Raw genomic sequence first — 24,355 nt, 5'->3', positions numbered from 1 at the left:
ATAATTAAGCAGACCAATTAAAACCGGCATTTAATTTTTTTTAAACAGCAGATGCGGCGCACATTACAATTTGTGTACAGGATAGTTATCCTCATTATATTCCCTTTGAGTATAGTGAATGCCCAAGTTGCGCCTGCCGATAATGCTGCTACTTATGTTAACAGCGCCATAGAAAAAGAGAACAATGGCAATTACAGGGGCGCTGTTGATGATTGCAATAAAGCCATCTTATCCAATCCTAAAAACGCACAGGCATACATTGTAAGGGGTTTAGCGTACTATGGCATGGAGCGATATCATGATGCCATTGCCGATTATGATAAAGGCATACAAATTATCCCCGGCAACCCTTTTTACTACCTTAGCCGCGGCGATGCCAACAAAAAACTAAAGCAATACGAAAAGGCTGTTATTGATTACAACAAAGCCATAGCCCTTAACAGCAATTATGTTAGCGCCTTTGTTAACCGCGCTAATGCCCAAAGCGAGCTTGGCCGCTTTGATGCCGCTATGGAAGACAACAAACGCGTTATCGAGCTCGACCCTAAAAATTATACAGCCTACAACAACCTTGGCTTTGAAAAAATGAAATTAGGCCTGTATGCCGAAGCTTTCGCTGATTTTAACCGTGCCATCGCCATAAACCCACGTAATGAGTACGCTTACAATAACAGCGGCGCGGTAAATTTTTGGCTTGGTAACTATCAGGATGCGATAATTGAGTACAAAAAAGCGATAGAAAATTTCCCGCAATCGCCGCGGGGATATACAAACAGGGGCCTTGCCGAGTTTAAATTGGGCATGTATGAGCAGGCTCTGGTTGATTATAACACCTCCATCAGTTTGGATACGCGCAGCGCCTACACCTATTTAAACATGGGCGAGCTAAAACTTACCCTACACGATTACAAAGAAGCTATACAATACCTTAATAAATCGATAGCTATTGATTCGACCGACTCAAGGGCATACAACAGTTTAGGATATGCTTACTTTTTAACAAAAGGTTATGGCCACGCTATTTTAAATTACAACAAAGCTTTAGCTAAGGGCGGTGCTTATTACAAACCATATTACCAATACTTTGACGAGGCTATGGCGGGCGCAAAAAAACGCCCTGTAAGCCAGTTTACCAACCTGGTTTGGATATCGCCCATTGAAGATGTAAATAAGTTGTTTAAAAACACCATACAACTATCGGGCAAACCACAAATTGCACTTAGGGTAAAAATATCATCTACGCAACCTATCAACAAAAAAGGCATACAATTAATGATAAATGACCTTGTTGTTGATGCCGACAAAGTGAGCGTACTGGATACTAAAGAATTACCTAAAAATATCCAGACCGGTAATTACGAGTATGAGTACCATGCTGTAATACAGGTATCGCCGGGGCAAAATGTGTTAAAAGTTGCATATAACAAAAAACACACGCCCGAATTAACCATTGCCTACAATACGCCTATAAGCGAAGCCTTCCTTAATAATTAAGCGCTGCCTTAATTACCGCCACCGCCACCCCGGAACATTGATATAATCCATAATATTAGCCCTACTAAAACTACTACGGCTAAAATGCCAACAAAAGCACCAGCTTTAAATATTCCGGTAATAACCGAGCAACTGCTTAATGCAAGCATTACTAAAAACAGCATTGGGAGATAGACTTTTTTCATTTTGTTTATTGTTTCAGGTAAATAATTACACTCCTAAAAGAATAAAACAGCGTGTTTGTTTCATCAATAAAAAATACACTATTATTTAAACCATACTGAATTTACATTGTTAAAGAGGCATGATGAGTAGGAATGTGTACCTTGTAATGGTTGGTTCTAACCCAATATCTCCCGATATAGTTTACTCGAGGGACTCAGAATTAAAATTAGCTGTTTATTTTACCGATGACATGCCCTATGTTGCCCGGAAAGACGAGATACAGCTTTACGGTTACCTAAACGAAAAACTTATTGTATTTGAAACCATTGATATTAGCCCCGATGACGCGCTCGAGGTAATAACGGCTATTAAGTGGTACACTCAATATATTGGGCATCCCGAAATTGAGATACTTCCCGATGACCCGCGTGTTGAACAAGAAATCAACATCGCTCTTTAAAAACCGTTATGCCGCAAGCTGATGCTCTATCTTGCTCATCAATGTTCCGATATCAAATGGCTTAGGCACAAAATCATCCGGCGGCAATTGCTGGTTCAAACAATCTGCTAAATTATGCGTAGCCGAGATCAGGATAACAGGTATCTCTGCTGTAGTAGGTTTTTCTTTTATATTCCGGCAAATTTCACGGCCGTCCATTTCGGCAAGCATTACATCTAATAAAATCAGGTCGGGATGATACTCTTCTATCTGTTCAAAAACTTTATCACCACGGGTCTGAGTTTTTACCTCATAACCATAATATTCAAGTACGTCCTGCAGTGCTGATAAGATAAATACGTCGTCATCAAGCACTAATATCTTCTTACTCATTTGTTTCACTTTTTAACTTTATACTAACGGTAAGGCAATTAATGTGCCACGATAAAAACATTCGTAATAATTAACAAACAAATAACAGTTTTAAGGTGCTATATTGTGTTAATTGGTTATTGCGCTATATTTGGGGCATATTCAAAAACAATGAACAAGTTATTTTTTACGCTCTGTTTACTGCTTTTTACTACACTTTGCTTTGCGCAGAATGTAGCCGACAGCCTATCAGCACCGGCAAAATCATTGGGATATGAACAATATAAAGCTTTTTTTGATGGCATAGATATCAACAATCTTGACCGTATAGCTGTACTTAACAACTATCCATCGCCTCAAAAGGCACTCAGCTTAAAAAAAGAACTGGGCCTTAATGCCGAACAGGTAACGCAGCTTACAGCCATTACCACCGAACTGAAACGCAAAATGAAAGAGATGGGCGCTTTGATCATCAAGAATGAAGAGACCCTGAACATGCTTTTCAAAACCAAACAAATTAATGATGGCAATTTAATTTTTTATGCCAACCGCTATGGTGGCGATATTGGCGAATTACGCAATGCCATGCTGCAAACGTATTTAAAAACCCAAAACATTTTATCTGCCGGGCAGTTAAAAAAATACAGCCAGTTACACAAGCTATAATATACCCGCATTTACCAATTGAATTATTTACTTTTGGCAATTATTTGTACTGATGAAGATAACATTCGATTTTGAAAAGCCTTTAGCCGATCTGCAAATGCAGATAGAAAAGATAAAGCAAGTAGAAGAAAAGACCAAGGTTGATATGTCGGCAACGTTAGCCGAGCTTGAAGAAAAATTTGAAACTACAAAAAAACAAATATTTAGCCATTTAACCGGCTGGCAAAGGGTGCAGATATCTCGCCATCCCGAAAGGCCATATACTTTACAGTATTTAGAGCTAATGTGCGATGACTTTATAGAAATGCACGGCGACCGTACCGTGGGCGATGATAAAGCCATTGTTGGCGGTTTTGGCTCATTAAACGGGCAAACCGTAATGTTCATTGGTCACCAAAAAGGTATCAATACAAAAATGAGGCAATACCGCAACTTTGGTATGCCCAACCCCGAAGGCTACCGCAAAGCGTTGCGCTTAATGAAAATAGCCGAAAAATTTGGCAAACCCGTAGTTACCCTTATAGATACCCCGGGCGCTTTCCCCGGCCTTGAGGCTGAAGAACGTGGCCAGGGCGAAGCTATCGCCCGTAACCTGTTAGAAATGGCGGTACTTAAAGTACCCGTTATTTGCGTAGTAATAGGCGAAGGTGCGTCGGGCGGTGCATTGGGTATTGGCATTGGGGATAAGGTAATGATGCTGGAGAACTCATGGTATTCGGTTATATCGCCCGAGAACTGTTCAACCATCCTATGGAAAACCTGGGAAAATAAAGAAAAAGCTGCCGAAGTGTTGAAGCTGACCTCGGTTGATATGTTTAAGAACAAGCTGGTTGACGGTGTAATTAAAGAGCCACTTGGCGGCGCCCACCAGGATCCTATTGCCATGGCTGCTACTTTAAAAAAGCAACTGATAAAAGATTTGAAAGTGCTTGCCGAGAAAAACGTTGACGAATTAGTTGCCGAGCGGATTGACAAGTTTTGCAGCATGGGTGTGGTAGTTGAAGGGTAAATACTCAAATTAAAAGCATAAAAGGCATTTTTATTTTAAAAGACCTGGTTTTTAAATATTTAGAAATATTAGAAAAAATGCTTTTGACTTTAAAAATATCATCCTATATTTGCATTCCATTTCGGAAAGGAAACTAACCGATAGGAGATTGCCTGATAGTATAATGGTAGTACGACGGTTTTTGGTACCGTTTGTCTAGGTTCGAATCCTGGTCGGGCAACATAAAAATTCGGATTTCGTCAGTTTCGGAATCCGAATTTTTTATAAGGTAACACCCACATCCAAATCTGCCATGCCTTTACAATTTAATCCTGTAAAATTATTTGCCGGTTCAGCTACGCAAACACTGGCACATAAAATAGCGAAATCGTATGGCCGTGATCTGGGAAGTGTTACTTTATCGCGCTTTAGCGATGGTGAGTTTCAACCATCATTTGATGAGTCGGTACGCGGCAGCGATGTATTTTTAATACAAAGCACCAACCAGCCCACTGATAATTTGATGGAACTGTTAATGATGATAGATGCCGCACGCAGGGCATCGGCACATTATGTTACCGCGGTTATCCCTTATTTTGGGCTGGCACGGCAAGACAGAAAAGACAAACCACGTGTAGCTATAGGTTCCAAATTAGTAGCCAACCTATTGGTTGCAGCGGGTATTAACCGCATTATGACGATGGACCTGCACGCGGCGCAGATACAAGGTTTCTTTGACATACCGGTTGACCACTTAGATGCTTCGGTAATATTTGTACCGTACATTAAAAGTTTAAATCTACCAAATTTAACCATCGCATCGCCCGATATGGGTGGCTCATACAGGGCGCGTACCTTTGCAAAGTTTTTTAATGCCGAGGTTGTTATTTGCGATAAACGCCGTAAACGTGCAAATGAGATCGAGTCGATGACGGTAATTGGCGATGTTGCAGGACAGGACATTGTACTGATAGACGATATTTGCGATACCGCCGGAACCTTAACAAAGGCTGCCGGGTTAATAATGGATAAAGGCGCGCGAAGCGTTAGAGCGGTTTGTACACATGCCGTATTATCAGGCAAGGCTATCGAAACGATAGAGAATTCGCAATTGAGCGAACTGATTGTTACGGATAGCATACAACTGAAACAGGAAAGCAGCAAAATAAGGGTATTATCAACTGCCGAACTGTTTGCCAAAGCCATAACAAACGTTAACGAGCATGGCTCGATAAGCGATTTGTTTAAAGTAGATTAAAAGTATTCTCATCGCGATGATGGGGAATTAACAAATAAATTAAAATAATGAAATCAATTACTATTAGCGGTTCTTTAAGAGAGAACGTAGGGAAAAGAGACGCCAAAGAGCTGCGTTATGATGGCAAAGTGCCTGCAGTGCTTTATGGTGGGGAAACACAAACCCACTTCGCGGTGTCCGTAGCTGATTTGAAACCGGTTGTTTATACTCCCGTTGTTCATTTCATCGATCTGGAAATTGCAGGTAAAAAAACACAGGCAATTATTAAAGACATCCAGTTTCACCCATTAACCGAAATGATCATTCACGTTGACTTTTTACAACTTGATCCGGCCAAAGAAGTTACTATCGAGATCCCTGTACGTTTAACAGGTACATCACCAGGTGTTAAAGTGGGTGGTAAATTAGTGCAAAAATTACGTAAACTGCGTATCAAAGCATTGCCTAAAAACCATATCGATAACATTGATGTAAGTATCGAAAGTTTAGAAGTAGGTAAATCAGTTCGTGTTAGCGACTTAAAAGTAACTAACATGGTAATTACCAACGCTATGGAAGATACCATCGTTTCTGTTACTACCTCACGTGCATTACGCCAGGCTGAACAAGAAGCAAACAAAAAATAATTTAGCTAACGCTGATGAATTTAAAGGCCCCGATTTTATCGGGGCTTTTTTTATGGGCTTATGTGCCGGAATATTATTAAAACACTATTCTATAAATATTTATTATTTTTAGCCTGAAATGACAACCCAACAAATAGCATTGGTTAAAAGTACCTGGAGCGAGATGATCGTATTAGAGCAAGACCCCGGTATTTATTTTTACGATAAGCTTTTCAGCATCGATCCATCGTTAAAGGCGCTCTTTAGAATTGACATGACTGAGCAGGCACGCAAGTTTATTGAGATGATAACGTATGTTACCTTTAAGCTTGATCGCTTTGATGAGGTTTTACAAGACGCCATTGACCTGGGTAAGCGCCATCACCAATACAACGTACCTACGGGTGCCTACAAAACCGTTTTAGTTGCGCTTATAGCAACACTAAAAGAAAACCTGCACGATGAATGGAACGATGATGCAGAAAGTGCCTGGAAACTGGCCTACGGCAAACTAACCCATGCCATGATAACCGGTAACAAAGACTAATCCGCTTTTTGCTCTAACTCGCGGATACGCTTAACAAAACTTTGCTGGCGCTCCTTAAGGCTATTGATAATAGCATCTGATAATGCTTTTTGAGTATTAAGTTTTGATTCGAGCAGGCGCATTTCTTCCTGCCTTAACGATACTATTTTGAATTGGTACTCCAGTTCTTTTTTTACCTCTTCCAATTGCTCGGTCAGCACGTTAATCTCTTTTTGAAGCAAATCGGTTGAAGCGGCTGTTGAGGATGGCTGATTGGCGGCGCGGCCATAATATTGAAAGAAATCAAAATCCAGCACATCAGATATTTTTTGCAGCATATCCACATCTACCGAATCGCGCTCGAAGATGCGGTAAACATTTTGCCGAACGGTACCTATACGTTTGGCAAAGTCGGTCAGGTTAATATTACCGGCCTCATATACCTCTTTTATCTTACTTCCCAAGTGCATTGATTCAAATGTGTTAATAAAATGTTACACTTTAAAATTTATTTTACATTTTTTCATCGTTTTATTTCAATATGACAAATAAATGTTACATATTTGCATTCGAATTAAAATCAATATAAACAAAGTGTAACATATAAGTAACACAAAATAACATCACAATGGAAACAGAAGAAATAACATTAGTAAAAGAGAGCTGGAAACTGGTAGCCGTAAACCCTTTAGCAGCAGGTCAATTATTTTACTCACGCCTTTTTCAAATAGCACCCGAATTGAAACCTATGTTCAGGAGCGATATGGCAACACAATCAAACGCGCTCACAACCATGATAGGTTATGTCATAAACAAGTTGGATAAACTGGACGAGATAATTGACGAAGTAGCCAACCTTGCCCGCCGCCATGTTAAATACGGCGTTAAAGATGAACATTATACAATTGTTGGCGAGGCATTGCTTTGGACATTAAAAATGGGCCTTGGTGAGCATTGGACACCTCAAGTTAGCGCGGCATGGGTAAAATGCTATACCCTGCTATCATCAGCAATGATAAATGCATCGCAAGTAACTGATGGAGCGGAGCAGTAATTTAACTACTTCGCCAATAAATCAATTTCAACACAACCAACAACACAATAATGCAAGCACAACAACTATTAGTACCCTCATATTTTCAGGCTTATACCAATTTTACTGAGGCTTTTAAAACACAGCGCCACAATGCCCCGCCAAAATACTATGACATTGCCGACGAAGAACTGGCCAACAACAACACCCAACTTGAAAACCACATAGTAAACCAGGTAAAAACGGATGGCCTTTGGCTAAGCTTTGGCACGCCCAAAACCGATGCTCCTAATTTCCTGGGTGCCGACAAACAAAATCAGCCTGCGGGTAAACTATTTAGCTTTGCAGGACCAGCCGGTAACTATGATATACAAGACATTAACAAACCCGAAGTTACTATTGCAAGGAAAGGCGGTTTGTTATTAGGATTAAAACCACAAAGACCGGAGCAGGTGCACATTAGCACCTTAGCCGATTTTTTATTTTGGAAACCACAGCCATGTGCCTTTGTACATATCAATTGCGAATCGTATTCATCAACCATCACCATTCTCAATGCTTTATACAGCAATAACCGCATTGTAAGCGGCACTGTTTTGCTTTTTGATAGCAAATTGCACTTACAGTTATTGAAAACTATGAATGCCGCCTGCTTTGCGCACCTGTGGGATCAGAAACAGGTTGATATTCCATCATCAATAGTGCAGCGCACAAATTGGGCGGGCGTTGCTTTAAAACAACGGTAAAACCATATCTGGTTTTACCGACCATTACCCGCTGCTCACCGAGTTGTTAAAGCACTCCGCCTAATTTGCCTGGGCCTGTGTAATATGTTGCCGTATGTTTACATCATCAAATAACAAAACAATGGAAAACTACACAGAACATACACCACGTAACAACAGGAGGACCACTTTAGGTATAATACTATTAGCCGTAGGCGGCATATACCTTTTAAACCAGTTAGTGGGTTTCATTTTACCTTTCTGGCTATTTAGCTGGCCAATGTGGCTTATAGTAATAGGTTTAGCCATAGGTGCAAAGCACAACTTTAGGCACCCTGCTGCAATCATCCTTATGGTAGTGGGTGGATTGTCGTTAATAAATGTTATAGCAGGTTACCACCTCATCGTATTCTGGCCGCTGGTGCTGATAGCTATAGGCATACGTATGGTGTTCTTTAAAGATGGGCACTGGCAACGCCACCGTTGGGAGCACCGCAACCAATGGCACAATACAGATTACAGAGATTCATTATAAATATAACCACCTCAACATAGATTATACCCCGTCCCGGCATGAGCCCCGGGACGTTTTTCGTTTACATGGGTTTATAATCTTATTACATAATACTATTCAGGTAATTTGCTCAAACTTTTCTACCGATAAAAACCCGGCTTTTACCGAGTATTCAAAGCACGCTGCCAGTTTTGCTTTTGCCTATTCCAATTGTTATCTTAGTTTTATATCATTAAATAAAATAAACTACTCATGAGTATCGACATAGATGAAAATAATAAAGGCCGCCAAAAAAGCACAGTTTTGGCAGGTGCCATATTTGTAGCGGTTGGCTTTATTATATTAATAAACCAACTCGACTTTTTCTTTATCCCCGGATGGCTTTTTAGCTGGCCAATGTGGGTTATCGCTTTCGCGATATTTAATGGTGTAAAACATAATTTCAGGAACAGCGGATGGATCATATGGTTATTTGTCGGCATATTTTTCCTTATTGATAAAGCCATCCCCCACACCCATTTTGCAAACAATTTTTGGCCTGTCATATTTATCGCCATAGGCATACGTATGATAACCAACCGTAACCGCCCATGGGACAAAGACAGGTGGAATAAAGATAGGTGGAAACAACAATGGAAACAGCAATACAACAACCCTACCGGCCCTGTAGTAGATTACACTGTACCCAATGATGCTGAAACTAACACTAATACTACCGACGCAAAATATAATATGGGCGACGATTACCTTGATGCTATTTCCATCTTCGCGGGGGCTAAAAAAAGGGTACTGTCAAAAGATTTTAAAGGCGGCGAGATCGTCAACATTTTTGGTGGTGCCGATATTGATCTTACCCAGGCCGATATTAACGGCCGCGTTATTATTGAAGTAACACAGGTTTTTGGTGGGATAAAATTAATAGTACCGCCACACTGGCACGTAACATCAGATATGGTAACCCTGTTTGCCGGTTTTGATGATAAGCGGATGATGAAAAGTGATTATGGCAGTGATAAAATACTGGTATTAAAAGGCACCTCCATATTTGCAGGTGTTGATATAAGGAGTTACTAAACCTAATTAAAATATCAACCTAATGAACTGGTACATCGCAAAAATAGTTTTTCAGATCATCAGCGGCGAAGGGAACCATACGCCACAATTTGATGAGCAATTACGTTTGATAAATGCGGGTAATGAAAGGCAGGCTTTTGAAAAGGCAAGTGATATAGGCCTCAAAAGCCAGGAAAGGTTTATCAACAACCACAAGCAGCCGGTAAAATGGCAATTCATCAACGTGGCCGAAATAACATTATTGAACGGCCTTACAGATGGTACCGAACTATATTATACCATACAGGAGCCTGCAGATGCGGAACTGTATATTAAATGGGCAAACCATAAAGCGGCATTAATAGGCTCGAGTGATCATTCCTTTTGTTAAAAAATCAATAAAAACTGACCACATTGGCTTCACACCAAAGTACATTTTCTAAAATTGCGTATGCACTCATTACCTGCTTTATTGTTTGGGTTGGTGTGCAGGCTTATATTATAGAAAGCTTTGGCTACAACTGGTATATAGCCGGTGCCGATGGTATGGTTAACACTGTTTTATTAAGTTGTGCATGTTGGCTTATTAATAACAACCTGCGCTACTACCGCCCCGGCGAAAAAAGTTATATTAATTTACTGGTATGGTGCGGCGTTTTAGCCGGGCTTTGTGTATTTATATCGCGTTGGTCGTTACCTTATTTTGTAGATGATAAAACTTATGAGGGCTTTTATTCGCAATCGCTAACCATCCGCTTTTTTATTAATTTTTTGATTATTGGCTGTATGGCCATGGTGAGTGTAGTTTGGTTTACCCAACTTGACCAGAAAGAGAACGAAAAGCGAAAAACTGATGCAGAACGGCTTGCCCGTGAAGCCGAGTTGTACAATTTACGGCAACAGTTACAACCACACTTTTTATTCAATAGCTTAAACTCTATTAACGCGCTTATCGGTATCAGGCCGGATGAGGCACGAAAAATGATTCACCAGCTATCTGATTTTTTGCGCGGAACATTAAAAAAAGACGACCAGGCCCCGGTAACGCTTACCGAAGAGTTGCACCAGGTGCAGTTATACCTTGATATTGAAAAAGTGAGGTTTGGGCATCGCCTTTCGGCCGAGGTAAGTTGTGATGGAAAATGTGAGGATATGATGATGCCTGCCATGTTATTGCAGCCAATTGTAGAAAATTCTATTAAATTTGGCTTGTACGATACAACGGAAGACGTTACCATAAGCATTAGGGCCGAAGCCAGCGATAATTATTTGGTACTAATGGTACAAAACCCTTATGATGCGCAAACCAGCCGCCCAATGAAAGGTACAGGCTTTGGTTTAAGCGGGGTACAACGCCGCTTATATTTACTATTTGCACGTAACGACCTTGTTGAAACACACACGGCCGATGATGTATTTACTACCATAATAAAAATTCCACAGGTATGAAACGAGCTTTAATTATTGATGATGAACCCCTTGCCCGCTTAATAGTAAGAGAGTATTTGCTGGATTTTCCGCAGATAGAAGTATTACAGGAGTGTGGCGATGGTTTTGAAGGTGTTAAAGCCATCAATCAGTATCAACCTGATTTGATATTCCTTGATGTGCAGATGCCTAAAATAAATGGTTTTGAAATGCTCGAATTAGTGGATAAGCAACCCGCCGTAATATTTACTACAGCCTTTGATGAATATGCCATAAAAGCTTTTGAAGCACATGCTGCCGACTACCTGCTAAAACCATTTAGTAAAGAGCGTTTTGCTAAAGCGGTGGATAAATGGTTATCATTGGCTCCGGCTATGGCTGAAACGCAAAAACCTAATGAAACCCTCCTCAATTCTGTAGTTCCGCCATCGCCTGCGCAACATGAGCGTATTGTAGTTAAAACAGGTACAAAAGTTAAAATCATCCCGGTACACGATGTAATATACCTTGAGGCTGATGATGATTATGTAAGTATCCACACCCAGGAAGGTTCATTCCTAAAAAATAAAACCATGAGCTTTTTTGAGCAAACGCTCGATCAGCGCCATTTTGTGCGTGTACATCGCTCGTACATTCTCAGTGTACAGCAAATTACCCGTATCGATCCTTATGAAAAAGATGCCCATATCGCCATTTTAAAATCGGGTGCCAAAATACCGGTAAGTAAAACGGGTTATGTTAAGCTTAAGGCTGTTTTGGGTATATAATTTCAAAAAAACTTACTTATTGTTGTAATTAGGTTAACAAAAACCCAATTTAATTTTAATAATTTATAAAGTAATGATTATAAATTCATTAAAGTTTATATTTTTGTTATCAGCCAGTTATTTAGTTTGGGGTTTAGGCGATAGTATATATATGTTTTATAGGCCCCTGATGTAATCGTTTTACCATTTTCTTGTTTTCAAAATAGCAGTTGGCTTTTTTGTGGCTGCTCATGTTTTAAGCATTTAGGGTAAATGCATCCTTTTTAATTGACGCCCGTATAAATTTATTAATACTATTAATTAAACGTTAACCTACTAATCATTTAACCCTGATAGATGTCGGAAAATAAAGACACCAGCTTGGGTATGTTCCCGATAGGATTGCAGGCCTTAAATGAGCACTATTTTGCCAATAAGCAATTGCATTATCTTATTGAGAGTACCAATACGGGTTTATGGGAACGCAATATAGAAACGCAGGAAGCATGGTGGTCGCCTAAATTTTGCGAGCTATTGGGTTATGAATACGGCGAAATAGCACCCAGCTATATTTATTTTTTAGAAGAAATTGTCTATCCCGACGATAGGGCTATAGTTTTTGGTTCTTTTCAGGATCATATAAAAAACAGAACACCGCATAAGGTAGAGTTTAGGATGCTCACCAAGCAAGGTAACTACAAATGGTTCGAAACATCGGGTAAAGCCTGGCCCAATGAGCATGGTAAGCTTACACGCATGATAGGGGCCGTTACAGATATCGACCAAAAAAAACGTACCGAGCTGCGTTTAAAAAAAGATGAGTTTTTTTTAAATGAAACCCATAAGATAGCCAATATTGGTGGCTGGGAGCTGGATGTTGTAAATATGGAGCTTACGTGGTCAAAAGAAGTATTTGACATACACGAGCTGCCCCTTGATTCGAAACCCGACTTAGACACCGCCATAAACTATTACGAACCCGGCTATCGCGATACCATATCGGCTGCTGTAAGCGATGCCATAAAATACTGTAAGCCTTATGATCTGGAAGTTAAATTCCGAACGGCCAAAAACAACGTAATATGGGTACGAACGAAGGGTGTACCTGTAATCAATACAGATGGCGAGTGTATCATTCTGCGGGGCATTTTTCAAAACATTAATCAACTCAAGCTTAAAGAGCTCGATCTGCAGCAATCACTTGATCTGTTAAGCGATCATAATAAGCGCCTGCAAAATTTCGCGCACATTGTATCACATAATTTACGTTCGCATTCGGGCAATTTACAGTTTATGGTTAATATCTTTGACCAAAATATCTCTGCCCCCGAAAAAGAAGAAGTATTTGGCAATATCCGCTCCATCAGCGAAAGTTTAGCCACAACTATTGATCATTTAAACGAAATAGTAAAAATCCAGACAGATATCAGCAAAGAGCTTAAACCTGTTGATTTTGAAAGCATTTTTAAGAATATCCAAAGTGCGTTGGATAACAATATCCACAAAACAAAAGCTATTATTTGCTACGACTTTTCATCTTGCCCAACTATTAATTACGTACCCGCTTATCTTGAAAGTATTTTTTTAAACTTGCTGACCAATTCGCTTAAATATCGCCACCCTGACCGTGATCCCAAAATAATTTGCAAAAGTTATTTTGACAAAGAACACACCTGGTTAACCTTTGAGGATAACGGGCTCGGTATTGATCTGGATAAATACAAGGATAAAGTTTTTGGCATGTACAAAACCTTTCATCAAAATGTGAATGCTAAAGGCATAGGCCTTTTTATAACACGTAACCAGATCGAATCATTAGGCGGATCGATACATATTGAAAGTACCGTAAATGTGGGTACAAAATTCACAATAAAATTAGTATAACATATAAATAAACATGACTTTGATTTCCCCGGCTAAAACTGTATGCGTAATAGATGATGACAAAATTTATATTTATGGACTCAAAAAGCTGATCAGCATTAAACAACTCAGTCCCAATTTAATGGAATTTTATAATGGTAAAGAAGCGATAGACTTTTTAACCGATCCTGAAAACTTAAACTCACTGCCCGATATCATTTTTTTAGATATTAACATGCCTGTGATGGATGGCTGGGGCTTTATGGAAAGCTTTGTAAAGATCAAACCACAATTAGGTAAAAAGATCACCATCTATATGGTAAGTTCATCTATAAATGACGATGATATTGAACGTGCAAAAAGCATATCGGATATAACCGACTATGTAATAAAACCCATAAGCCCCGATACATTGGTAGAGCTTTTCAGGTTAGCAGCTTAAACAAAAAAGGCTTTGGTTTATAACCAAAGCCTTTTTATATAGTTCAATTTATTGCTTAGGCAATGTAGCTTTCTAATATTTTAAAACCACTTTCAGTTTTTATCTCAACCTGGTTTACGGTATTAGGCAGTAAAATACACTCTCCCATTTTCACATCATAGCGTTCTCCATTATAAACTATGGTGTAGGCTCCTTCAACACAAACATGTATCACAAACGAATCAAGATTTGAGTAATCTTTATTTGTACCATGCGTAAAATCCATAACATTGGTAGTAAAGTACGGGCAGCTTACAATATGTACATCCTCGTTCTTTTGCGGTGTATATTGAGTTTTGTAATCCGGATATACGGTATAATCAATAGCGGCCAGGGCTTCTTCGGTATGCAGCTCGCGCTTGTTGCCTTTATCATCCACACGGTCAAAATCGTAAATACGATAAGTTATATCCGATGTTTGCTGTATTTCGGCTAATAGCAGGCCCTTCCCAATGGTATGTACACGGCCTGCAGGCAAAAAGAAAACATCACCGGCATTTGCAGTTTCCTTATTCAGGATATCATCCAATTTACCGCTGTTTAGTTTCTCGAGGTATACTTTCTCATCAACCTGCTGGTTAAAACCCGTTATCAGTGTAGAACCCGGATCAGATTCGATAATATACCACATTTCGGTTTTACCGAAAGAGTTATGGCGCTTTTTAGCCAGTTCATCGTCAGGGTGAACCTGGATGGATAACCAATCATTCGCATCAATAAATTTCACCAGCAGCGGGAAGATATTGCCAAAATGAGCATATACCTTTTTACCCACCAACTCATCTTTGTATTGCTCCAGCAAATCAGCCAGCGAGCTGCCTTGCAACGCACCACCTTCAACTACCGAAACATCAGACTTTACACCCGATATCTCCCAGGTTTCGCCGCAATTTGGCAATGGTGCAAAATCTTTACCTAAATAGGTTTTTATCTTATTACCACCCCAAATTTTGTCCTTGTAAATGGTTTTAAACTTTAGTGGGTATAATGCTGTTGACATATGGTTGTTTTTATGATTGATCTGTAAACAATAATTACGATGTATTGATTAAATTATAGCAGGTTCCTGCTGGCTCAGGCAATGAAAGCTTCCCAATCCCCAGATGATATCCGTGGAATCTATCCCCACAACTTTCCTATCAGGGAAACACTCCTGCAATATACGCAAAGCCTTCTCATCATTTTTATCACGATAAGTTGGTACGATAACTGCCGAATTAGCGATATAAAAATTAGCGTATGATGCCGGCAGGCGCTGCCCGTCGTACACCACAGGTGATGGCATTGGCAACTCCACAATATTCAGCGGCTTGCCATCTAATAACCTGAATGTTTTTAAGGTTTCGAGGTTTTCCTGTAAAATATGATAGTTCTCGTCATCCTCATTTTCCTCAACCACGGTAACTACTGTATCATGGTTTACAAAACGGGTAATATCATCAATATGCCCATCGGTATCATCACCAACAATACCATCGCCAAGCCACAGTATTTGTTTGGCGCCGTAATAATTCTTTAGGTAATCTTCTATTTGTTTTTTTGTAAGATGCGGGTTGCGGTTCTCATTCAGCAAACAGGCTGTAGTAGTTAATATCGTACCAGCTCCGTTAAAATCAACCGAGCCGCCTTCCATTACAATACCGGGATTGTAAACAGGTAAACCAAATCGCTCACCTATTTTGGTGGGGATAACATCATCCAAATCGAAAGGCGGATACTTGCCGCCCCAGGCGTTATAGCCCCAATCAACAATTTGCTTTTCGTTAGTTGCTGTATTGATCAAAAACGCCGGGCCATGATCACGGCACCAGGCATCATTACTTGGGAAATGAAAGAACTCGATCTTACCCAGATCAGCACCAACTTTAGTTAATTCGCCTTTCGCGAAAGCCTCCATGTTGGCGTCCGCGACGTTGATGCGCACCAACTCACCTTCCGCTACGATCTTTATAAATTCGCAGTACGGTTTATATATTGTCTCGATCTTCCCCGGCCAACTTTCTTCCTTGTGTGGCCAGCTTAGCCAAGTTGCAGTATGTTTAACCCATTCAGCAGGAAACGTGTACCCCTGCGAAGCTGGATATATCTTAGTCTCCATCTAATAGTCTCTGAGTTATTGGTTGATACGAATCTATACGGCGATCTCTCAAAAATGGCCAGTGTGTCCTATAATAATCCATTTTATCAGAATCAACCTCTTGGATGATCACTTCCTCATCATCATGCGATGCCTGGTACATCACTGTCCCGAAAGGATTGGCAACAAACGAGCCTCCCCAGAATTTAATACCAGCCTCATGCCCTACCCTGTTCACACTCACCACGTGTACACCATTGGCAACAGCGTGGCTGCGTTGTATGGTTTGCCACGCGTTATATTGCTCTATGTTGGTCGCCTCATCCTGCGTGGTGGCCCAGCCTATCGCTGTTGGGTAGAATAATATTTCGGCTCCCATTAACGCGGTAATGCGGGCTGCCTCCGGGTACCACTGGTCCCAGCAGATCAATACCCCTATGGTAGCAAATTTGGTCTTGAAAACCTTATATCCCAGATCGCCCGGGGTAAAATAGAATTTCTCATAAAAACCCGGATCGTCCGGTATATGCATCTTGCGGTACTTACCTAAATACGTACCATCAGCATCCAATACAGCAGTGGTATTATGATAAACTCCTGCGGTACGTTTCTCAAATAGTGATGCGATGATCACCACACCAAGTTCGGCAGCTACTTTTGATAACGCATCTGTCGACGGGCCTGGAATAGCCTCGGCCAGCTTAAAATTATCATGATCTTCTTCATCACAAAAATAAAGCGAGGTAAACAACTCCTGCAGGCATACAATTTGCGCGCCTTGCTTTGCAGCCTCGCGTACTTTTGTAATGGCCTTTGCCAGGTTCTTCTCTTTATTTGCAGTGCATGTGGTTTGCACCAACCCAATTTTTACTTTAGCCATCCCCTTAATAATTTGCGCAAAATTAAAAATTAATATTAAAGCTAAGTGTCATAATCGTTATCTTAACATGCATAGCTCATCACCGCTTTATGAGTGTACGCTTTTTGTTAGCTTTGCAGCACGGCAACGTTGCCATATAAATTATTTATGCCCCAAAAAGCATGGTAAACAGAACTTATTACGAATTACTTGGCATAAGTCAAAATGCATCAGAAACAGAGATTGAAACTGCTTATGGTGAATTTACTGCGAATAAAAACTTCTCCCCTTCACAAATGAGATCTGTTGAGCAGGCTTATCAAACGCTCATTGATCCGCAAAAGCGAAAGGCGTATGATGAAGAGCTGCCCGGCCCGTTCGATCCCGGAGAATCCTTCCCTTACGAGGATCTCGACTCGATAACCGAAACCAAAAAGCCCAAAACATTAAAAGCACGCATCTGGAGCATTACACAGCTTATTTTAAAAATAGTTATTACAATCGCTTTACTTTACTATGTATTCAGTAAATTAAAGATAGACGATGTAAAGGTGCTTATCGCGCAATCAAACCCGTGGTGGATGCTGGCTGCTGTAGCTTGTTTCTTTACCTCAACCTTTGTAGCGGCATCAAGGCTATTGAGCTTTTTCAAATCAATCGATCTGCATATCGACTGGAAGTTTAACATGCGCCTATACATGTTGGGCATGTTTTACAACCTATGCTTACCCGGTGGTATTGGTGGTGATGGATACAAAATTTACCTGTTGAACAAACGCTATAAAAAACCGGCAAAAAAAGTATTCTGGGCTATATTTTTTGATCGCTTAAGCGGATTTTGGGCCATTGGCTTTATTACCGCGGTACTGGTGATCTTTCTGCCACAGTTGGAAGTAATGCATATTACGCCCTTAATAACATGGGCGGCTTTGATAACGGGTACAGCCGTTTACTACTTTGTGGCTTACACGTTTTTTAACGATTATACCAAACACTTTTGGGAAGCACACCTCAAGGCCGTCGGTGTCCAGGGTTTGCAGGTACTTACCATTTTGCTCATCATGATCAGCCTGCACCACGATGGTAAATTCGCGCCATACTTGTCGGCTTTCCTGGCGTCATCAATGGCGGCGGTTATTCCGTTCAGCGTTGGTGGTTTGGGCTTCCGCGAGTTCATTTTTAAATACGTTATAGCCGAAATGTTCCACATGAACGGCGAACTTGCGGTGGTACTAAGCTTGTCGTTCTACGTAGTATCGGCCATCGTATCGTTATTCGGGGTATACTATGTATTCCGTGCGGATAAGCTGGAAGAAGATTAAATAATTTAAAGAACAATTTGCCCAACAGGGCGTTTTACGGGCATATGAACATTATTATAACAGGGGCAAGCAGCGGTGTTGGTTTTGAGGCCGCGCTCGAATTAACATTAACAAACGCGCACAACGTAATAGCCATTGCGCGTTCGCAGGATAAACTGGCGCGCCTGCTGGATATTGCCAAAGGTATTAACCCCGAGTGCAACTTGTTCCCCGTTGCTTTTGATATTGTTCACGATGACTATGCCGACCTGAAACAGTTTATAGGCGCACGTTTTGATGATAACATAGACGCGCTCATCAACAATGCAGGTGTACTTATCAATAAACCATTTGCCCAACTCGAAGAAACCGACTTTGTAGATATGCTGCAAAGCAATTACCTGGGCCATGTACGCATTATACAAGCGTTAATCCCTTTAATGCCTGCAGGCTCGCACATTCTTAACATTGGCAGCATGGGCGGCTTTCAGGGAAGTGCTAAGTTTGTTGGACTGTCTGCATACTCGGCAAGTAAGGCGGCACTGCACGTACTTACCGAGTGCCTTGCTCAAGAGCTTACCGAACAGCAGATAAAAGTTAACTGCCTTGCTCTTGGCTCAGCCCAGACCGAAATGCTCGAAAAAGCATTCCCCGGCTATGAATCACCTATCATGGCTTTTGAAATGGGTAAATACATTGCCGATTTTGCACTCACCGGCCATAAGTTTTTTAATGGTAAGATACTGCCCGTTGCATTAAGCACACCGTAGGTTTATTTCGGGTTTTGAATGTTCGATTTCGGATTTTTATCTTTCGTCTTTGCTCCTTGCTCTTTCACATAAAAAAGCAGGTAAAAACAGGTATTTTTTCAAAAAGCAACATTAGGCTTTTAAACTAAATGCGACCTTATCCAATATAATCAAAATCGCTGGGATAAGCAAAAATGGCATAGGAAAATAGCCCTGTCCTGTCAGTGCCAAATGCTTCTATAGAATATTGTTTTAGCTATGTTTTGAGAAGATCTGATATTGACGCTACTACTTTTTCAAATATATTAAAGCTATAATAGCTCCAATCTGCCCCACCCAAAAAATAAACATCCATTTGATGTTCTCAGCAAATCCCTTATGCACATTCGCATTCACGTCGGCAAGGTCTTGTTTAGTTGCCAATGTTTTTATCGTTGCTTCCACAGATCGTTCTGTTTTATTATCAATGTATTTAAACATTGCCTCGGTGGTATCATTACCTAACTTATCAGATAATAATTGATATAACCGGGCGGTTTCTTTTGCTTCTAAGTACATAACAAATATAATCAATTGTGTTTTAAATTTAACAGGTTCAGTTAGGGCTGGCGGTCTCATTCACTTATCATTCTCACATCGCCAGCCCATTACCAAACAATTTGCTATCTATCGCATGCCTGACTCACCCCGAGTGCGCTACGCTGCTCGACCCTCTCTTCACCTTCGGTGGAAAGAGGGTAAAAAATCAAGTGCTATTTACCCTCTTTCCCGCTTGCGGGAGAGAGGGTGGTCGAGCGAAGCAAAGACCGGGTGAGTCAAATCAGCGGTCAAGCCCTTTTACCATTCATTTTTAAAAACTCATTCGCCACAACCTCGGTTACGTAACGTTTATTACCGTCTTTATCTACATAGCTACGGCTTGCTAACTTACCGTCAATAGCTACTTCATCGCCCTTCTTTAACATATCTTCGGCAAACTTTGCTTGCGCTCCCCATATTACTATGTTGTGCCAGTTTGTTTCGGTTACCTTTTCGCCTTTGTCATTCTTGTAGCTCTCGCTGGTAGCTAAGGCAAGCTTAACCAGTTTACGGTTGTTATCAAAGTTCTTTACTTCCGGATCCATCCCTAAGTTGCCTACCAGGCGTACGCTGTTTTTTAATGTGCTCATCATTGCTAAGTTTTAAATTTTCGTAATACTATTTGTCTTCATTCAACAGCACAAAGTTGCAGCAGGTCGTTTGGCTTAGTCGTATAATAAGCACTTCTAAATGTTAATTTTCGTTTGTAAGCGTTTGCAAATGGATAATTTATACCTAACTTTATGTTAAACAATAATTTATGCCCGAAGAAAGATTGTGTTTGGATTGCGGCACCGTATTACACGGCCGATCAGATAAAAAGTTTTGCGACGACCAGTGCCGTAACAATTACAACAACCAGCTTAACAGCGATAGTTATAACCTGGTGCGCAACATCAACAACACCCTCAAGCGCAACCGGCGCATTATGGAAGAGTTGAACCCCACAGGCAAAACTAAAGTGACCCGTAAAAAAATGGCGGGAAAAGGTTTTGATTTTGATCACATTACCAGCATCTACCAAACCAAAACCGGCAGCAGCTATTACTTTTGCTACGAATATGGATATTTGCTATTGGATAACGATGAGGTGTTGTTGGTGAAGCGGGAGGAGAAAGAATAGGTTAGAATCACAAACAATTTTTTTATATTTATATTGATAAGTTCATCGTTAAACTAATTGGTTCGAAAATTGTTTACTATTGCAATTAATGTATATTTGACTATAAAATACTTTTATGTCTCGATTTTCCATTCCTTCTGACGACATTGAAACACTGGTTAATTCTGCCAACTTGGAAGAAAATATCAGAAAAGGAATTATTGAAGAATTTAATAATTCCGCCAAAGGTGAACCTCATAGAGATCTCGCTAAAAGAATTTCAGAAAACTATTCGTTGTCTTATAATGATGCGGATAAAATATGTGATGTTTTTATTTCGTTATTAACAACAAAAGATTCAGTAGATATTTCAGATACAGAAATTGTAGATGAAGTAGTCGCTGTTATTGAAGCGGATGAAGACTACGCAGAATCAGATATAAATTTGGTTAGAGAATGGCTTTTTAGCTTATTGAAAATAAACAATCCTAATCCATTAGTAACATCACGTGCGTATAACCTTGCAGCTGAAAATCATAACCTTTATATAAGTTCCAATGTACAAGAAGAGTTAAGACCCATTTTTTTAAAAAATGAAATTTCAGGCTTATCACTATATCATACATTGGTGATTCATTATAGGCGCGAAGACGGGAGACATAACAATATGCACCTGACCCTTGATACAGAAGATTTAGACAGTATGATTGAATTATTTATCAAGGCCAAAGAAAGAACTGAAGTGATAAAATCAAAATATGGATCTGATGTTATACACATATGAAAATAAGGGATTCTAATTATAGCGCAGTTCACAGAACGAGTCTTCCTACTTTAAAAAAAGTTCGGCACAATCGATCTACATACCCTGCAAAAAATCATTCCCCTAAGAATTATTTGATTGATGATGACTGCTTAAGTGATTCAAAATCAAATGAACAATTCAATGAAAACTCAATATTTGATTTAAAGATCAAAACAAGAGTGCCATTAGAGTTTAAAATATCACTTAATGAGGAAATAGTTGGACATATTTCGGTATTACAAATTGATATTTACGACGCCATTAATAAATCGAAATATATATTAGACTTAAAAGATGATTGGGATACAGAAGGAGCAAAAGGCTATCATCGATCCACATGGATTAAGGCGGTAAAGTTTTTAATAAGTTATTCTAACTGGGTACGTAAACTAAATAAGAAACTTCCAGCTCCGCAAATATTGCAAGGTCCTAATGGAAGTATCGATATATTTTGGAAAAATGACAGCTTTTTATTTTTAGTTAATATATCAGAACAAGGTGATAGTAGCTTTTATGGAGATGACTATGGAAAAAACAAGTCCGAAGGATTTTTTGACCCATTAAACCCAATATTAAAGATTTTTCCAATAATATTTGATTGATATGCAATCTGAAATCTTTGAAGCTGAAGAGATTCCTGATAATGGAATATTATATTACAGAGTACACAAAAGCTATATCGTTAACAATGAAGTCATTCCCGGTGCTTTTAGGAGCCGAGGCGATGGCATGTCCACAGACTGGAATAAATACTCCACTCCAGAAGAATCTTTATTAAGAGCAAAAGTTCCAGCTGAAAATTCAATTATAAACTTCCCCGTTACCAAAATCAGAAGTCGATCTGCGTTAGCAGTAATTCATAACCCAGAAATAGATAATAGGGCCCATAGCTTGATTAAAGGAATACCGGAGGTGAAAGGTGATTTACAAACGAAAACAAGAGCGTTATTGACGTTAATATATGTTTGGGAAATCAAAATTTCACCAAACTGATCCTTATGTAAATCATTCTTACTGATTCAAATTATAACAAACCCTGCACCTTGGCTCATAGGTTTCCTTTTCACCCAACAATATCTTGGAGTCACTCGCTACCAAACGGTACGAGTACAATGCCGGGTTACCGCATACTACGCAAACGGCGTGTACCTTGGTTACCGATTCGGCAATGGCCATAATGGCGGGCATGGGGCCAAAGGGTTTGCCTAAAAAATCCATATCCAAACCGGCAACAATAACACGGATACCTTTATTGGCAAGCTTATTACAAACATCGGGCAGCTCTTCATCAAAAAACTGTGCCTCGTCAATACCAACAACCTGCGTATTGCTGCCTAATAATAATATTGATGACGCGTTTTCAACGGGGGTTGATTGTATCGAGTTCAGATCGTGCGATACTACCGCGTTTTCATCATAACGAACATCTGTTTTGGGCTTGAATATCTCTACGTTGAGGCGGGCAATCTGCGCGCGCTTAAGTCTGCGTATCAACTCTTCTGTCTTACCCGAAAACATCGAACCACATATCAGCTCTATACTTCCTCCAAATTCCCTGCGGTTCTTGTTATACTCGCTAAATAGCATCATTACATATTCTAAGCCCCTAATATCAGAATTTAATGGTATTTTCGTTCTAATATTTTACCAACATATTGCCCGCGGTATAATTATGAAACAACAAGAGATCTTTAAAAAGATTGGTACTATTTTAAACGAGTTAAATGAGCAATACCAGTTCATCGAAAAAACAAAAGATGATATTAACGACCTGGAGTTAGAGCTGTTTGCCGCCAATACGCACTACCTATCGGAAAATATAGAGGTTTTAAGAAAACATAATAAACAACGCGCCGTACCGCTAATGCCCGAAGAGGCCCCACCTTTTACGGAAAAGTTTTTTGAACCCGTAGTACAACCCGCGCAAATATTCTGGCCCGAAAAGAAAGACGAAGCTGAAAAAGCCGAAGATGTAATAACATTCGAAGAGCCCGTTATAGAAGAAGCTCCGGCCGAAGAACCCATCATCAGGCACGAACTGATTTTAAGCGATGTGGATTACCTTGACGATGACGAAGAAGCCACAGCAGTTGAAGAAGTAAGTGTTAACGCTGTAGAAGAAACCTCAATTGTTACCGTTGCCGAAGAAATACCTGTTGTTGAACCGGTAAAAGAAACGCCCAAAGAAACAGTAAAGGAAGAGCCATCAAAGCCTGCATCAACCATTAATCAGATCATTGCCGCGCAAATGGCAAACCCGCGCCTGGCCGATCAGTTTGACCTGCCCGAAATAAAAGATATCAAATCGGCCATTAACCTTAATGATAAGTTACTGTACGTAAAAGACCTGTTTAATGGGTACAGTATGGCTTACGGCGAAGCTATTGAGATACTGAACCGCTTTAACAAATTTGATGAAGCTGATACTTTTTTAAAGAATAACTACGTCAAAAAAAATAACTGGGAAAGCAAGCAGGCCACAGCCGATAAATTTTACACCCTGTTAAGGCGCCGCTACCCTAATTAA

The 24,355-nt window shown here is 40.0% G+C and carries 32 protein-coding genes and 1 tRNA gene; 24 read left to right on the top strand and 9 right to left on the bottom strand.

Annotated features, from left to right (window positions below; genetic code table 11):
- The first annotated feature begins 51 nt into the window (after nucleotides 1–51).
- Nucleotides 52–1,494 carry a tetratricopeptide repeat protein gene (locus KXQ82_RS03440; RefSeq protein ID WP_219486736.1) on the top strand — a complete coding sequence of 481 codons (1,443 nt, stop codon included), beginning with the start codon at nucleotides 52–54 and terminating at the stop codon, nucleotides 1,492–1,494.
- 8 nt (nucleotides 1,495–1,502) lie between these two features.
- Here the strand turns inward: KXQ82_RS03440 and KXQ82_RS03435 are convergent, their stop codons facing one another.
- A complete protein-coding gene (locus tag KXQ82_RS03435; RefSeq protein WP_219486735.1) occupies nucleotides 1,503–1,679 on the bottom strand; it encodes a hypothetical protein in 177 nt (58 codons plus the stop codon).
- Between the two features lie 119 nt (nucleotides 1,680–1,798).
- On the opposite strand from KXQ82_RS03435, the gene KXQ82_RS03430 reads away from it, so the two are divergent.
- On the top strand, nucleotides 1,799–2,119 hold the full coding sequence (locus KXQ82_RS03430; protein ID WP_219486734.1) for a hypothetical protein: 321 nt from the start codon (nucleotides 1,799–1,801) through the stop codon (nucleotides 2,117–2,119).
- 6 nt (nucleotides 2,120–2,125) lie between these two features.
- On the opposite strand, the gene KXQ82_RS03425 is transcribed toward KXQ82_RS03430, so the two are convergent.
- On the bottom strand, nucleotides 2,126–2,491 hold the full coding sequence (locus KXQ82_RS03425) for a response regulator transcription factor (protein ID WP_219486732.1): 366 nt from the start codon (nucleotides 2,489–2,491) through the stop codon (nucleotides 2,126–2,128).
- Between the two features lie 150 nt (nucleotides 2,492–2,641).
- Here KXQ82_RS03425 and KXQ82_RS03420 point away from each other — a divergent pair, with 150 nt between their 5' ends.
- The 6 genes from KXQ82_RS03420 (at nucleotide 2,642) to KXQ82_RS03395 (ending at nucleotide 6,534) form a co-directional block, all read left to right on the top strand.
- Nucleotides 2,642–3,136 carry a hypothetical protein gene (locus KXQ82_RS03420; RefSeq protein ID WP_219486729.1) on the top strand — a complete coding sequence of 165 codons (495 nt, stop codon included), beginning with the start codon at nucleotides 2,642–2,644 and terminating at the stop codon, nucleotides 3,134–3,136.
- Nucleotides 3,137–3,188: 52 nt separating this feature from the next.
- Nucleotides 3,189–4,145 carry an acetyl-CoA carboxylase carboxyltransferase subunit alpha gene (locus KXQ82_RS03415; RefSeq protein ID WP_219486728.1) on the top strand — a complete coding sequence of 319 codons (957 nt, stop codon included), beginning with the start codon at nucleotides 3,189–3,191 and terminating at the stop codon, nucleotides 4,143–4,145.
- A gap of 149 nt (nucleotides 4,146–4,294) precedes the next feature.
- A tRNA-Gln gene (locus KXQ82_RS03410) sits at nucleotides 4,295–4,365 on the top strand.
- A gap of 72 nt (nucleotides 4,366–4,437) precedes the next feature.
- Nucleotides 4,438–5,382: a ribose-phosphate pyrophosphokinase gene (locus KXQ82_RS03405; protein WP_219486726.1), complete on the top strand. Its 945-nt coding sequence runs from the start codon at nucleotides 4,438–4,440 to the stop codon at nucleotides 5,380–5,382.
- A 47-nt stretch (nucleotides 5,383–5,429) separates the two neighbouring features.
- The gene (locus KXQ82_RS03400) at nucleotides 5,430–6,008 is read left to right on the top strand and encodes a 50S ribosomal protein L25/general stress protein Ctc (RefSeq protein WP_219486724.1); all 579 of its coding nucleotides are present in this window, start codon (nucleotides 5,430–5,432) and stop codon (nucleotides 6,006–6,008) included.
- A 118-nt stretch (nucleotides 6,009–6,126) separates the two neighbouring features.
- A complete protein-coding gene (locus tag KXQ82_RS03395) occupies nucleotides 6,127–6,534 on the top strand; it encodes a globin domain-containing protein (protein ID WP_219486722.1) in 408 nt (135 codons plus the stop codon).
- Here the strand turns inward: KXQ82_RS03395 and KXQ82_RS03390 are convergent.
- A complete protein-coding gene (locus KXQ82_RS03390; RefSeq protein ID WP_219486721.1) occupies nucleotides 6,531–6,983 on the bottom strand; it encodes a helix-turn-helix domain-containing protein in 453 nt (150 codons plus the stop codon). The two genes, KXQ82_RS03395 and KXQ82_RS03390, sit on opposite strands and share 4 nt — an antisense overlap.
- Before the next feature lie 158 nt (nucleotides 6,984–7,141).
- On the opposite strand from KXQ82_RS03390, the gene KXQ82_RS03385 reads away from it, so the two are divergent.
- From KXQ82_RS03385 to KXQ82_RS03345, 9 genes are all read left to right on the top strand, one after another.
- Nucleotides 7,142–7,567, top strand: a complete 426-nt coding sequence (locus KXQ82_RS03385; protein WP_219486720.1) for a globin family protein — start codon at nucleotides 7,142–7,144, stop codon at nucleotides 7,565–7,567.
- Nucleotides 7,568–7,617: 50 nt separating this feature from the next.
- Nucleotides 7,618–8,292, top strand: coding sequence for a hypothetical protein (locus KXQ82_RS03380; protein WP_219486719.1), 675 nt, complete (start codon nucleotides 7,618–7,620; stop codon nucleotides 8,290–8,292).
- 121 nt (nucleotides 8,293–8,413) lie between these two features.
- Nucleotides 8,414–8,806 (top strand): LiaF transmembrane domain-containing protein, encoded by a 393-nt coding sequence (locus KXQ82_RS03375; protein ID WP_219486718.1) that lies wholly within the window; start codon nucleotides 8,414–8,416, stop codon nucleotides 8,804–8,806.
- A gap of 231 nt (nucleotides 8,807–9,037) precedes the next feature.
- A complete protein-coding gene (locus KXQ82_RS03370; protein WP_219486717.1) occupies nucleotides 9,038–9,859 on the top strand; it encodes a LiaF transmembrane domain-containing protein in 822 nt (273 codons plus the stop codon).
- 22 nt (nucleotides 9,860–9,881) lie between these two features.
- Entirely contained in the window at nucleotides 9,882–10,229 is a 348-nt protein-coding gene (locus tag KXQ82_RS03365; RefSeq protein WP_219486716.1) for a DUF4288 domain-containing protein, read from the top strand.
- A gap of 23 nt (nucleotides 10,230–10,252) precedes the next feature.
- A complete protein-coding gene (locus tag KXQ82_RS03360; protein WP_255563392.1) occupies nucleotides 10,253–11,287 on the top strand; it encodes a sensor histidine kinase in 1,035 nt (344 codons plus the stop codon).
- Entirely contained in the window at nucleotides 11,284–12,033 is a 750-nt protein-coding gene (locus KXQ82_RS03355) for a LytR/AlgR family response regulator transcription factor (protein WP_219486715.1), read from the top strand. Before KXQ82_RS03360 ends, KXQ82_RS03355 begins: the two co-directional genes overlap by 4 nt.
- A 336-nt stretch (nucleotides 12,034–12,369) precedes the next feature.
- Nucleotides 12,370–13,896, top strand: a complete 1,527-nt coding sequence (locus KXQ82_RS03350; RefSeq protein ID WP_219486714.1) for a PAS domain-containing sensor histidine kinase — start codon at nucleotides 12,370–12,372, stop codon at nucleotides 13,894–13,896.
- A gap of 13 nt (nucleotides 13,897–13,909) precedes the next feature.
- Entirely contained in the window at nucleotides 13,910–14,317 is a 408-nt protein-coding gene (locus tag KXQ82_RS03345; RefSeq protein ID WP_219486713.1) for a response regulator, read from the top strand.
- 55 nt (nucleotides 14,318–14,372) lie between these two features.
- Here KXQ82_RS03345 and KXQ82_RS03340 read toward each other — a convergent pair whose 3' ends face one another.
- The 3 genes from KXQ82_RS03340 to KXQ82_RS03330 are packed head-to-tail and all read right to left on the bottom strand — an operon-like array spanning nucleotide 14,373 to nucleotide 17,313.
- Nucleotides 14,373–15,356 (bottom strand): type I phosphomannose isomerase catalytic subunit, encoded by a 984-nt coding sequence (locus KXQ82_RS03340; RefSeq protein ID WP_219486712.1) that lies wholly within the window; start codon nucleotides 15,354–15,356, stop codon nucleotides 14,373–14,375.
- 48 nt (nucleotides 15,357–15,404) lie between these two features.
- Nucleotides 15,405–16,454, bottom strand: coding sequence for an agmatine deiminase family protein (locus KXQ82_RS03335; RefSeq protein ID WP_219486711.1), 1,050 nt, complete (start codon nucleotides 16,452–16,454; stop codon nucleotides 15,405–15,407).
- Nucleotides 16,444–17,313 carry a carbon-nitrogen hydrolase gene (locus KXQ82_RS03330; RefSeq protein ID WP_219486710.1) on the bottom strand — a complete coding sequence of 290 codons (870 nt, stop codon included), beginning with the start codon at nucleotides 17,311–17,313 and terminating at the stop codon, nucleotides 16,444–16,446. Before KXQ82_RS03330 ends, KXQ82_RS03335 begins: the two co-directional genes overlap by 11 nt.
- A 161-nt stretch (nucleotides 17,314–17,474) precedes the next feature.
- Between KXQ82_RS03330 and KXQ82_RS03325 the strand changes: the two genes are divergently transcribed.
- Nucleotides 17,475–18,614 (top strand): lysylphosphatidylglycerol synthase transmembrane domain-containing protein, encoded by a 1,140-nt coding sequence (locus tag KXQ82_RS03325; RefSeq protein ID WP_219486709.1) that lies wholly within the window; start codon nucleotides 17,475–17,477, stop codon nucleotides 18,612–18,614.
- A 44-nt stretch (nucleotides 18,615–18,658) separates the two neighbouring features.
- Nucleotides 18,659–19,363, top strand: coding sequence for an SDR family NAD(P)-dependent oxidoreductase (locus KXQ82_RS03320; RefSeq protein WP_219486708.1), 705 nt, complete (start codon nucleotides 18,659–18,661; stop codon nucleotides 19,361–19,363).
- A 267-nt stretch (nucleotides 19,364–19,630) separates the two neighbouring features.
- On the opposite strand, the gene KXQ82_RS03315 is transcribed toward KXQ82_RS03320, so the two are convergent.
- A complete protein-coding gene (locus tag KXQ82_RS03315; protein ID WP_219486706.1) occupies nucleotides 19,631–19,900 on the bottom strand; it encodes a hypothetical protein in 270 nt (89 codons plus the stop codon).
- 269 nt (nucleotides 19,901–20,169) lie between these two features.
- Nucleotides 20,170–20,514, bottom strand: coding sequence for a single-stranded DNA-binding protein (locus tag KXQ82_RS03310; RefSeq protein ID WP_255563390.1), 345 nt, complete (start codon nucleotides 20,512–20,514; stop codon nucleotides 20,170–20,172).
- Nucleotides 20,515–20,681: 167 nt separating this feature from the next.
- On the opposite strand from KXQ82_RS03310, the gene KXQ82_RS03305 reads away from it, so the two are divergent.
- The 4 genes from KXQ82_RS03305 to KXQ82_RS03290 all read left to right on the top strand — a co-directional run bounded on the left by KXQ82_RS03305 (nucleotide 20,682) and on the right by KXQ82_RS03290 (nucleotide 22,821).
- Entirely contained in the window at nucleotides 20,682–21,044 is a 363-nt protein-coding gene (locus tag KXQ82_RS03305) for a hypothetical protein (RefSeq protein ID WP_219486705.1), read from the top strand.
- 115 nt (nucleotides 21,045–21,159) lie between these two features.
- Entirely contained in the window at nucleotides 21,160–21,807 is a 648-nt protein-coding gene (locus tag KXQ82_RS03300; RefSeq protein WP_219486704.1) for a hypothetical protein, read from the top strand.
- The gene (locus KXQ82_RS03295) at nucleotides 21,804–22,430 is read left to right on the top strand and encodes a hypothetical protein (protein WP_219486703.1); all 627 of its coding nucleotides are present in this window, start codon (nucleotides 21,804–21,806) and stop codon (nucleotides 22,428–22,430) included. The genes KXQ82_RS03300 and KXQ82_RS03295 overlap by 4 nt, the downstream gene beginning before the upstream one ends.
- A gap of 1 nt (nucleotide 22,431) precedes the next feature.
- Complete coding sequence (locus KXQ82_RS03290; protein ID WP_219486702.1) at nucleotides 22,432–22,821, top strand: hypothetical protein; 390 nt, start codon at nucleotides 22,432–22,434, stop codon at nucleotides 22,819–22,821.
- A gap of 18 nt (nucleotides 22,822–22,839) precedes the next feature.
- Here KXQ82_RS03290 and KXQ82_RS03285 read toward each other — a convergent pair whose 3' ends face one another.
- Nucleotides 22,840–23,415 carry a thymidine kinase gene (locus tag KXQ82_RS03285; RefSeq protein WP_219486894.1) on the bottom strand — a complete coding sequence of 192 codons (576 nt, stop codon included), beginning with the start codon at nucleotides 23,413–23,415 and terminating at the stop codon, nucleotides 22,840–22,842.
- A gap of 85 nt (nucleotides 23,416–23,500) precedes the next feature.
- On the opposite strand from KXQ82_RS03285, the gene KXQ82_RS03280 reads away from it, so the two are divergent.
- Nucleotides 23,501–24,355: a DUF8457 domain-containing protein gene (locus KXQ82_RS03280; RefSeq protein ID WP_219486701.1), complete on the top strand. Its 855-nt coding sequence runs from the start codon at nucleotides 23,501–23,503 to the stop codon at nucleotides 24,353–24,355.

Source organism: Mucilaginibacter rivuli (genome assembly GCF_019391655.1).
GTDB lineage: Bacteria > Bacteroidota > Bacteroidia > Sphingobacteriales > Sphingobacteriaceae > Mucilaginibacter > Mucilaginibacter rivuli.
Note: the sequence above shows the minus strand (reverse complement) of the source record. Positions and strands in the feature narration are given on the sequence as shown.

Excerpts from the sequence above, each read along its gene's own strand:
- KXQ82_RS03345 (WP_219486713.1), top strand. The coding sequence starts at position 13,910 with ATGACTTTGATTTCCCCGGCTAAAACTGTATGCGTAATAGATGATGAC.
- KXQ82_RS03405 (WP_219486726.1), top strand. The coding sequence starts at position 4,438 with ATGCCTTTACAATTTAATCCTGTAAAATTATTTGCCGGTTCAGCTACG.
- KXQ82_RS03380 (WP_219486719.1), top strand. The coding sequence starts at position 7,618 with ATGCAAGCACAACAACTATTAGTACCCTCATATTTTCAGGCTTATACC.
- KXQ82_RS03425 (WP_219486732.1), bottom strand. The coding sequence starts at position 2,491 with ATGAGTAAGAAGATATTAGTGCTTGATGACGACGTATTTATCTTATCA.
- KXQ82_RS03340 (WP_219486712.1), bottom strand. The coding sequence starts at position 15,356 with ATGTCAACAGCATTATACCCACTAAAGTTTAAAACCATTTACAAGGAC.
- KXQ82_RS03290 (WP_219486702.1), top strand. The coding sequence starts at position 22,432 with ATGCAATCTGAAATCTTTGAAGCTGAAGAGATTCCTGATAATGGAATA.
- KXQ82_RS03335 (WP_219486711.1), bottom strand. The coding sequence starts at position 16,454 with ATGGAGACTAAGATATATCCAGCTTCGCAGGGGTACACGTTTCCTGCT.
- KXQ82_RS03440 (WP_219486736.1), top strand. The coding sequence starts at position 52 with ATGCGGCGCACATTACAATTTGTGTACAGGATAGTTATCCTCATTATA.
- KXQ82_RS03330 (WP_219486710.1), bottom strand. The coding sequence starts at position 17,313 with ATGGCTAAAGTAAAAATTGGGTTGGTGCAAACCACATGCACTGCAAAT.
- KXQ82_RS03420 (WP_219486729.1), top strand. The coding sequence starts at position 2,642 with ATGAACAAGTTATTTTTTACGCTCTGTTTACTGCTTTTTACTACACTT.
- KXQ82_RS03325 (WP_219486709.1), top strand. The coding sequence starts at position 17,475 with ATGGTAAACAGAACTTATTACGAATTACTTGGCATAAGTCAAAATGCA.
- KXQ82_RS03430 (WP_219486734.1), top strand. The coding sequence starts at position 1,799 with ATGATGAGTAGGAATGTGTACCTTGTAATGGTTGGTTCTAACCCAATA.
- KXQ82_RS03400 (WP_219486724.1), top strand. The coding sequence starts at position 5,430 with ATGAAATCAATTACTATTAGCGGTTCTTTAAGAGAGAACGTAGGGAAA.
- KXQ82_RS03365 (WP_219486716.1), top strand. The coding sequence starts at position 9,882 with ATGAACTGGTACATCGCAAAAATAGTTTTTCAGATCATCAGCGGCGAA.
- KXQ82_RS03355 (WP_219486715.1), top strand. The coding sequence starts at position 11,284 with ATGAAACGAGCTTTAATTATTGATGATGAACCCCTTGCCCGCTTAATA.
- KXQ82_RS03285 (WP_219486894.1), bottom strand. The coding sequence starts at position 23,415 with ATGCTATTTAGCGAGTATAACAAGAACCGCAGGGAATTTGGAGGAAGT.
- KXQ82_RS03415 (WP_219486728.1), top strand. The coding sequence starts at position 3,189 with ATGAAGATAACATTCGATTTTGAAAAGCCTTTAGCCGATCTGCAAATG.
- KXQ82_RS03310 (WP_255563390.1), bottom strand. The coding sequence starts at position 20,514 with ATGATGAGCACATTAAAAAACAGCGTACGCCTGGTAGGCAACTTAGGG.
- KXQ82_RS03375 (WP_219486718.1), top strand. The coding sequence starts at position 8,414 with ATGGAAAACTACACAGAACATACACCACGTAACAACAGGAGGACCACT.
- KXQ82_RS03320 (WP_219486708.1), top strand. The coding sequence starts at position 18,659 with ATGAACATTATTATAACAGGGGCAAGCAGCGGTGTTGGTTTTGAGGCC.
- KXQ82_RS03350 (WP_219486714.1), top strand. The coding sequence starts at position 12,370 with ATGTCGGAAAATAAAGACACCAGCTTGGGTATGTTCCCGATAGGATTG.
- KXQ82_RS03390 (WP_219486721.1), bottom strand. The coding sequence starts at position 6,983 with ATGCACTTGGGAAGTAAGATAAAAGAGGTATATGAGGCCGGTAATATT.
- KXQ82_RS03395 (WP_219486722.1), top strand. The coding sequence starts at position 6,127 with ATGACAACCCAACAAATAGCATTGGTTAAAAGTACCTGGAGCGAGATG.
- KXQ82_RS03300 (WP_219486704.1), top strand. The coding sequence starts at position 21,160 with ATGTCTCGATTTTCCATTCCTTCTGACGACATTGAAACACTGGTTAAT.
- KXQ82_RS03370 (WP_219486717.1), top strand. The coding sequence starts at position 9,038 with ATGAGTATCGACATAGATGAAAATAATAAAGGCCGCCAAAAAAGCACA.
- KXQ82_RS03305 (WP_219486705.1), top strand. The coding sequence starts at position 20,682 with ATGCCCGAAGAAAGATTGTGTTTGGATTGCGGCACCGTATTACACGGC.
- KXQ82_RS03435 (WP_219486735.1), bottom strand. The coding sequence starts at position 1,679 with ATGAAAAAAGTCTATCTCCCAATGCTGTTTTTAGTAATGCTTGCATTA.
- KXQ82_RS03315 (WP_219486706.1), bottom strand. The coding sequence starts at position 19,900 with ATGTACTTAGAAGCAAAAGAAACCGCCCGGTTATATCAATTATTATCT.
- KXQ82_RS03385 (WP_219486720.1), top strand. The coding sequence starts at position 7,142 with ATGGAAACAGAAGAAATAACATTAGTAAAAGAGAGCTGGAAACTGGTA.
- KXQ82_RS03295 (WP_219486703.1), top strand. The coding sequence starts at position 21,804 with ATGAAAATAAGGGATTCTAATTATAGCGCAGTTCACAGAACGAGTCTT.
- KXQ82_RS03280 (WP_219486701.1), top strand. The coding sequence starts at position 23,501 with ATGAAACAACAAGAGATCTTTAAAAAGATTGGTACTATTTTAAACGAG.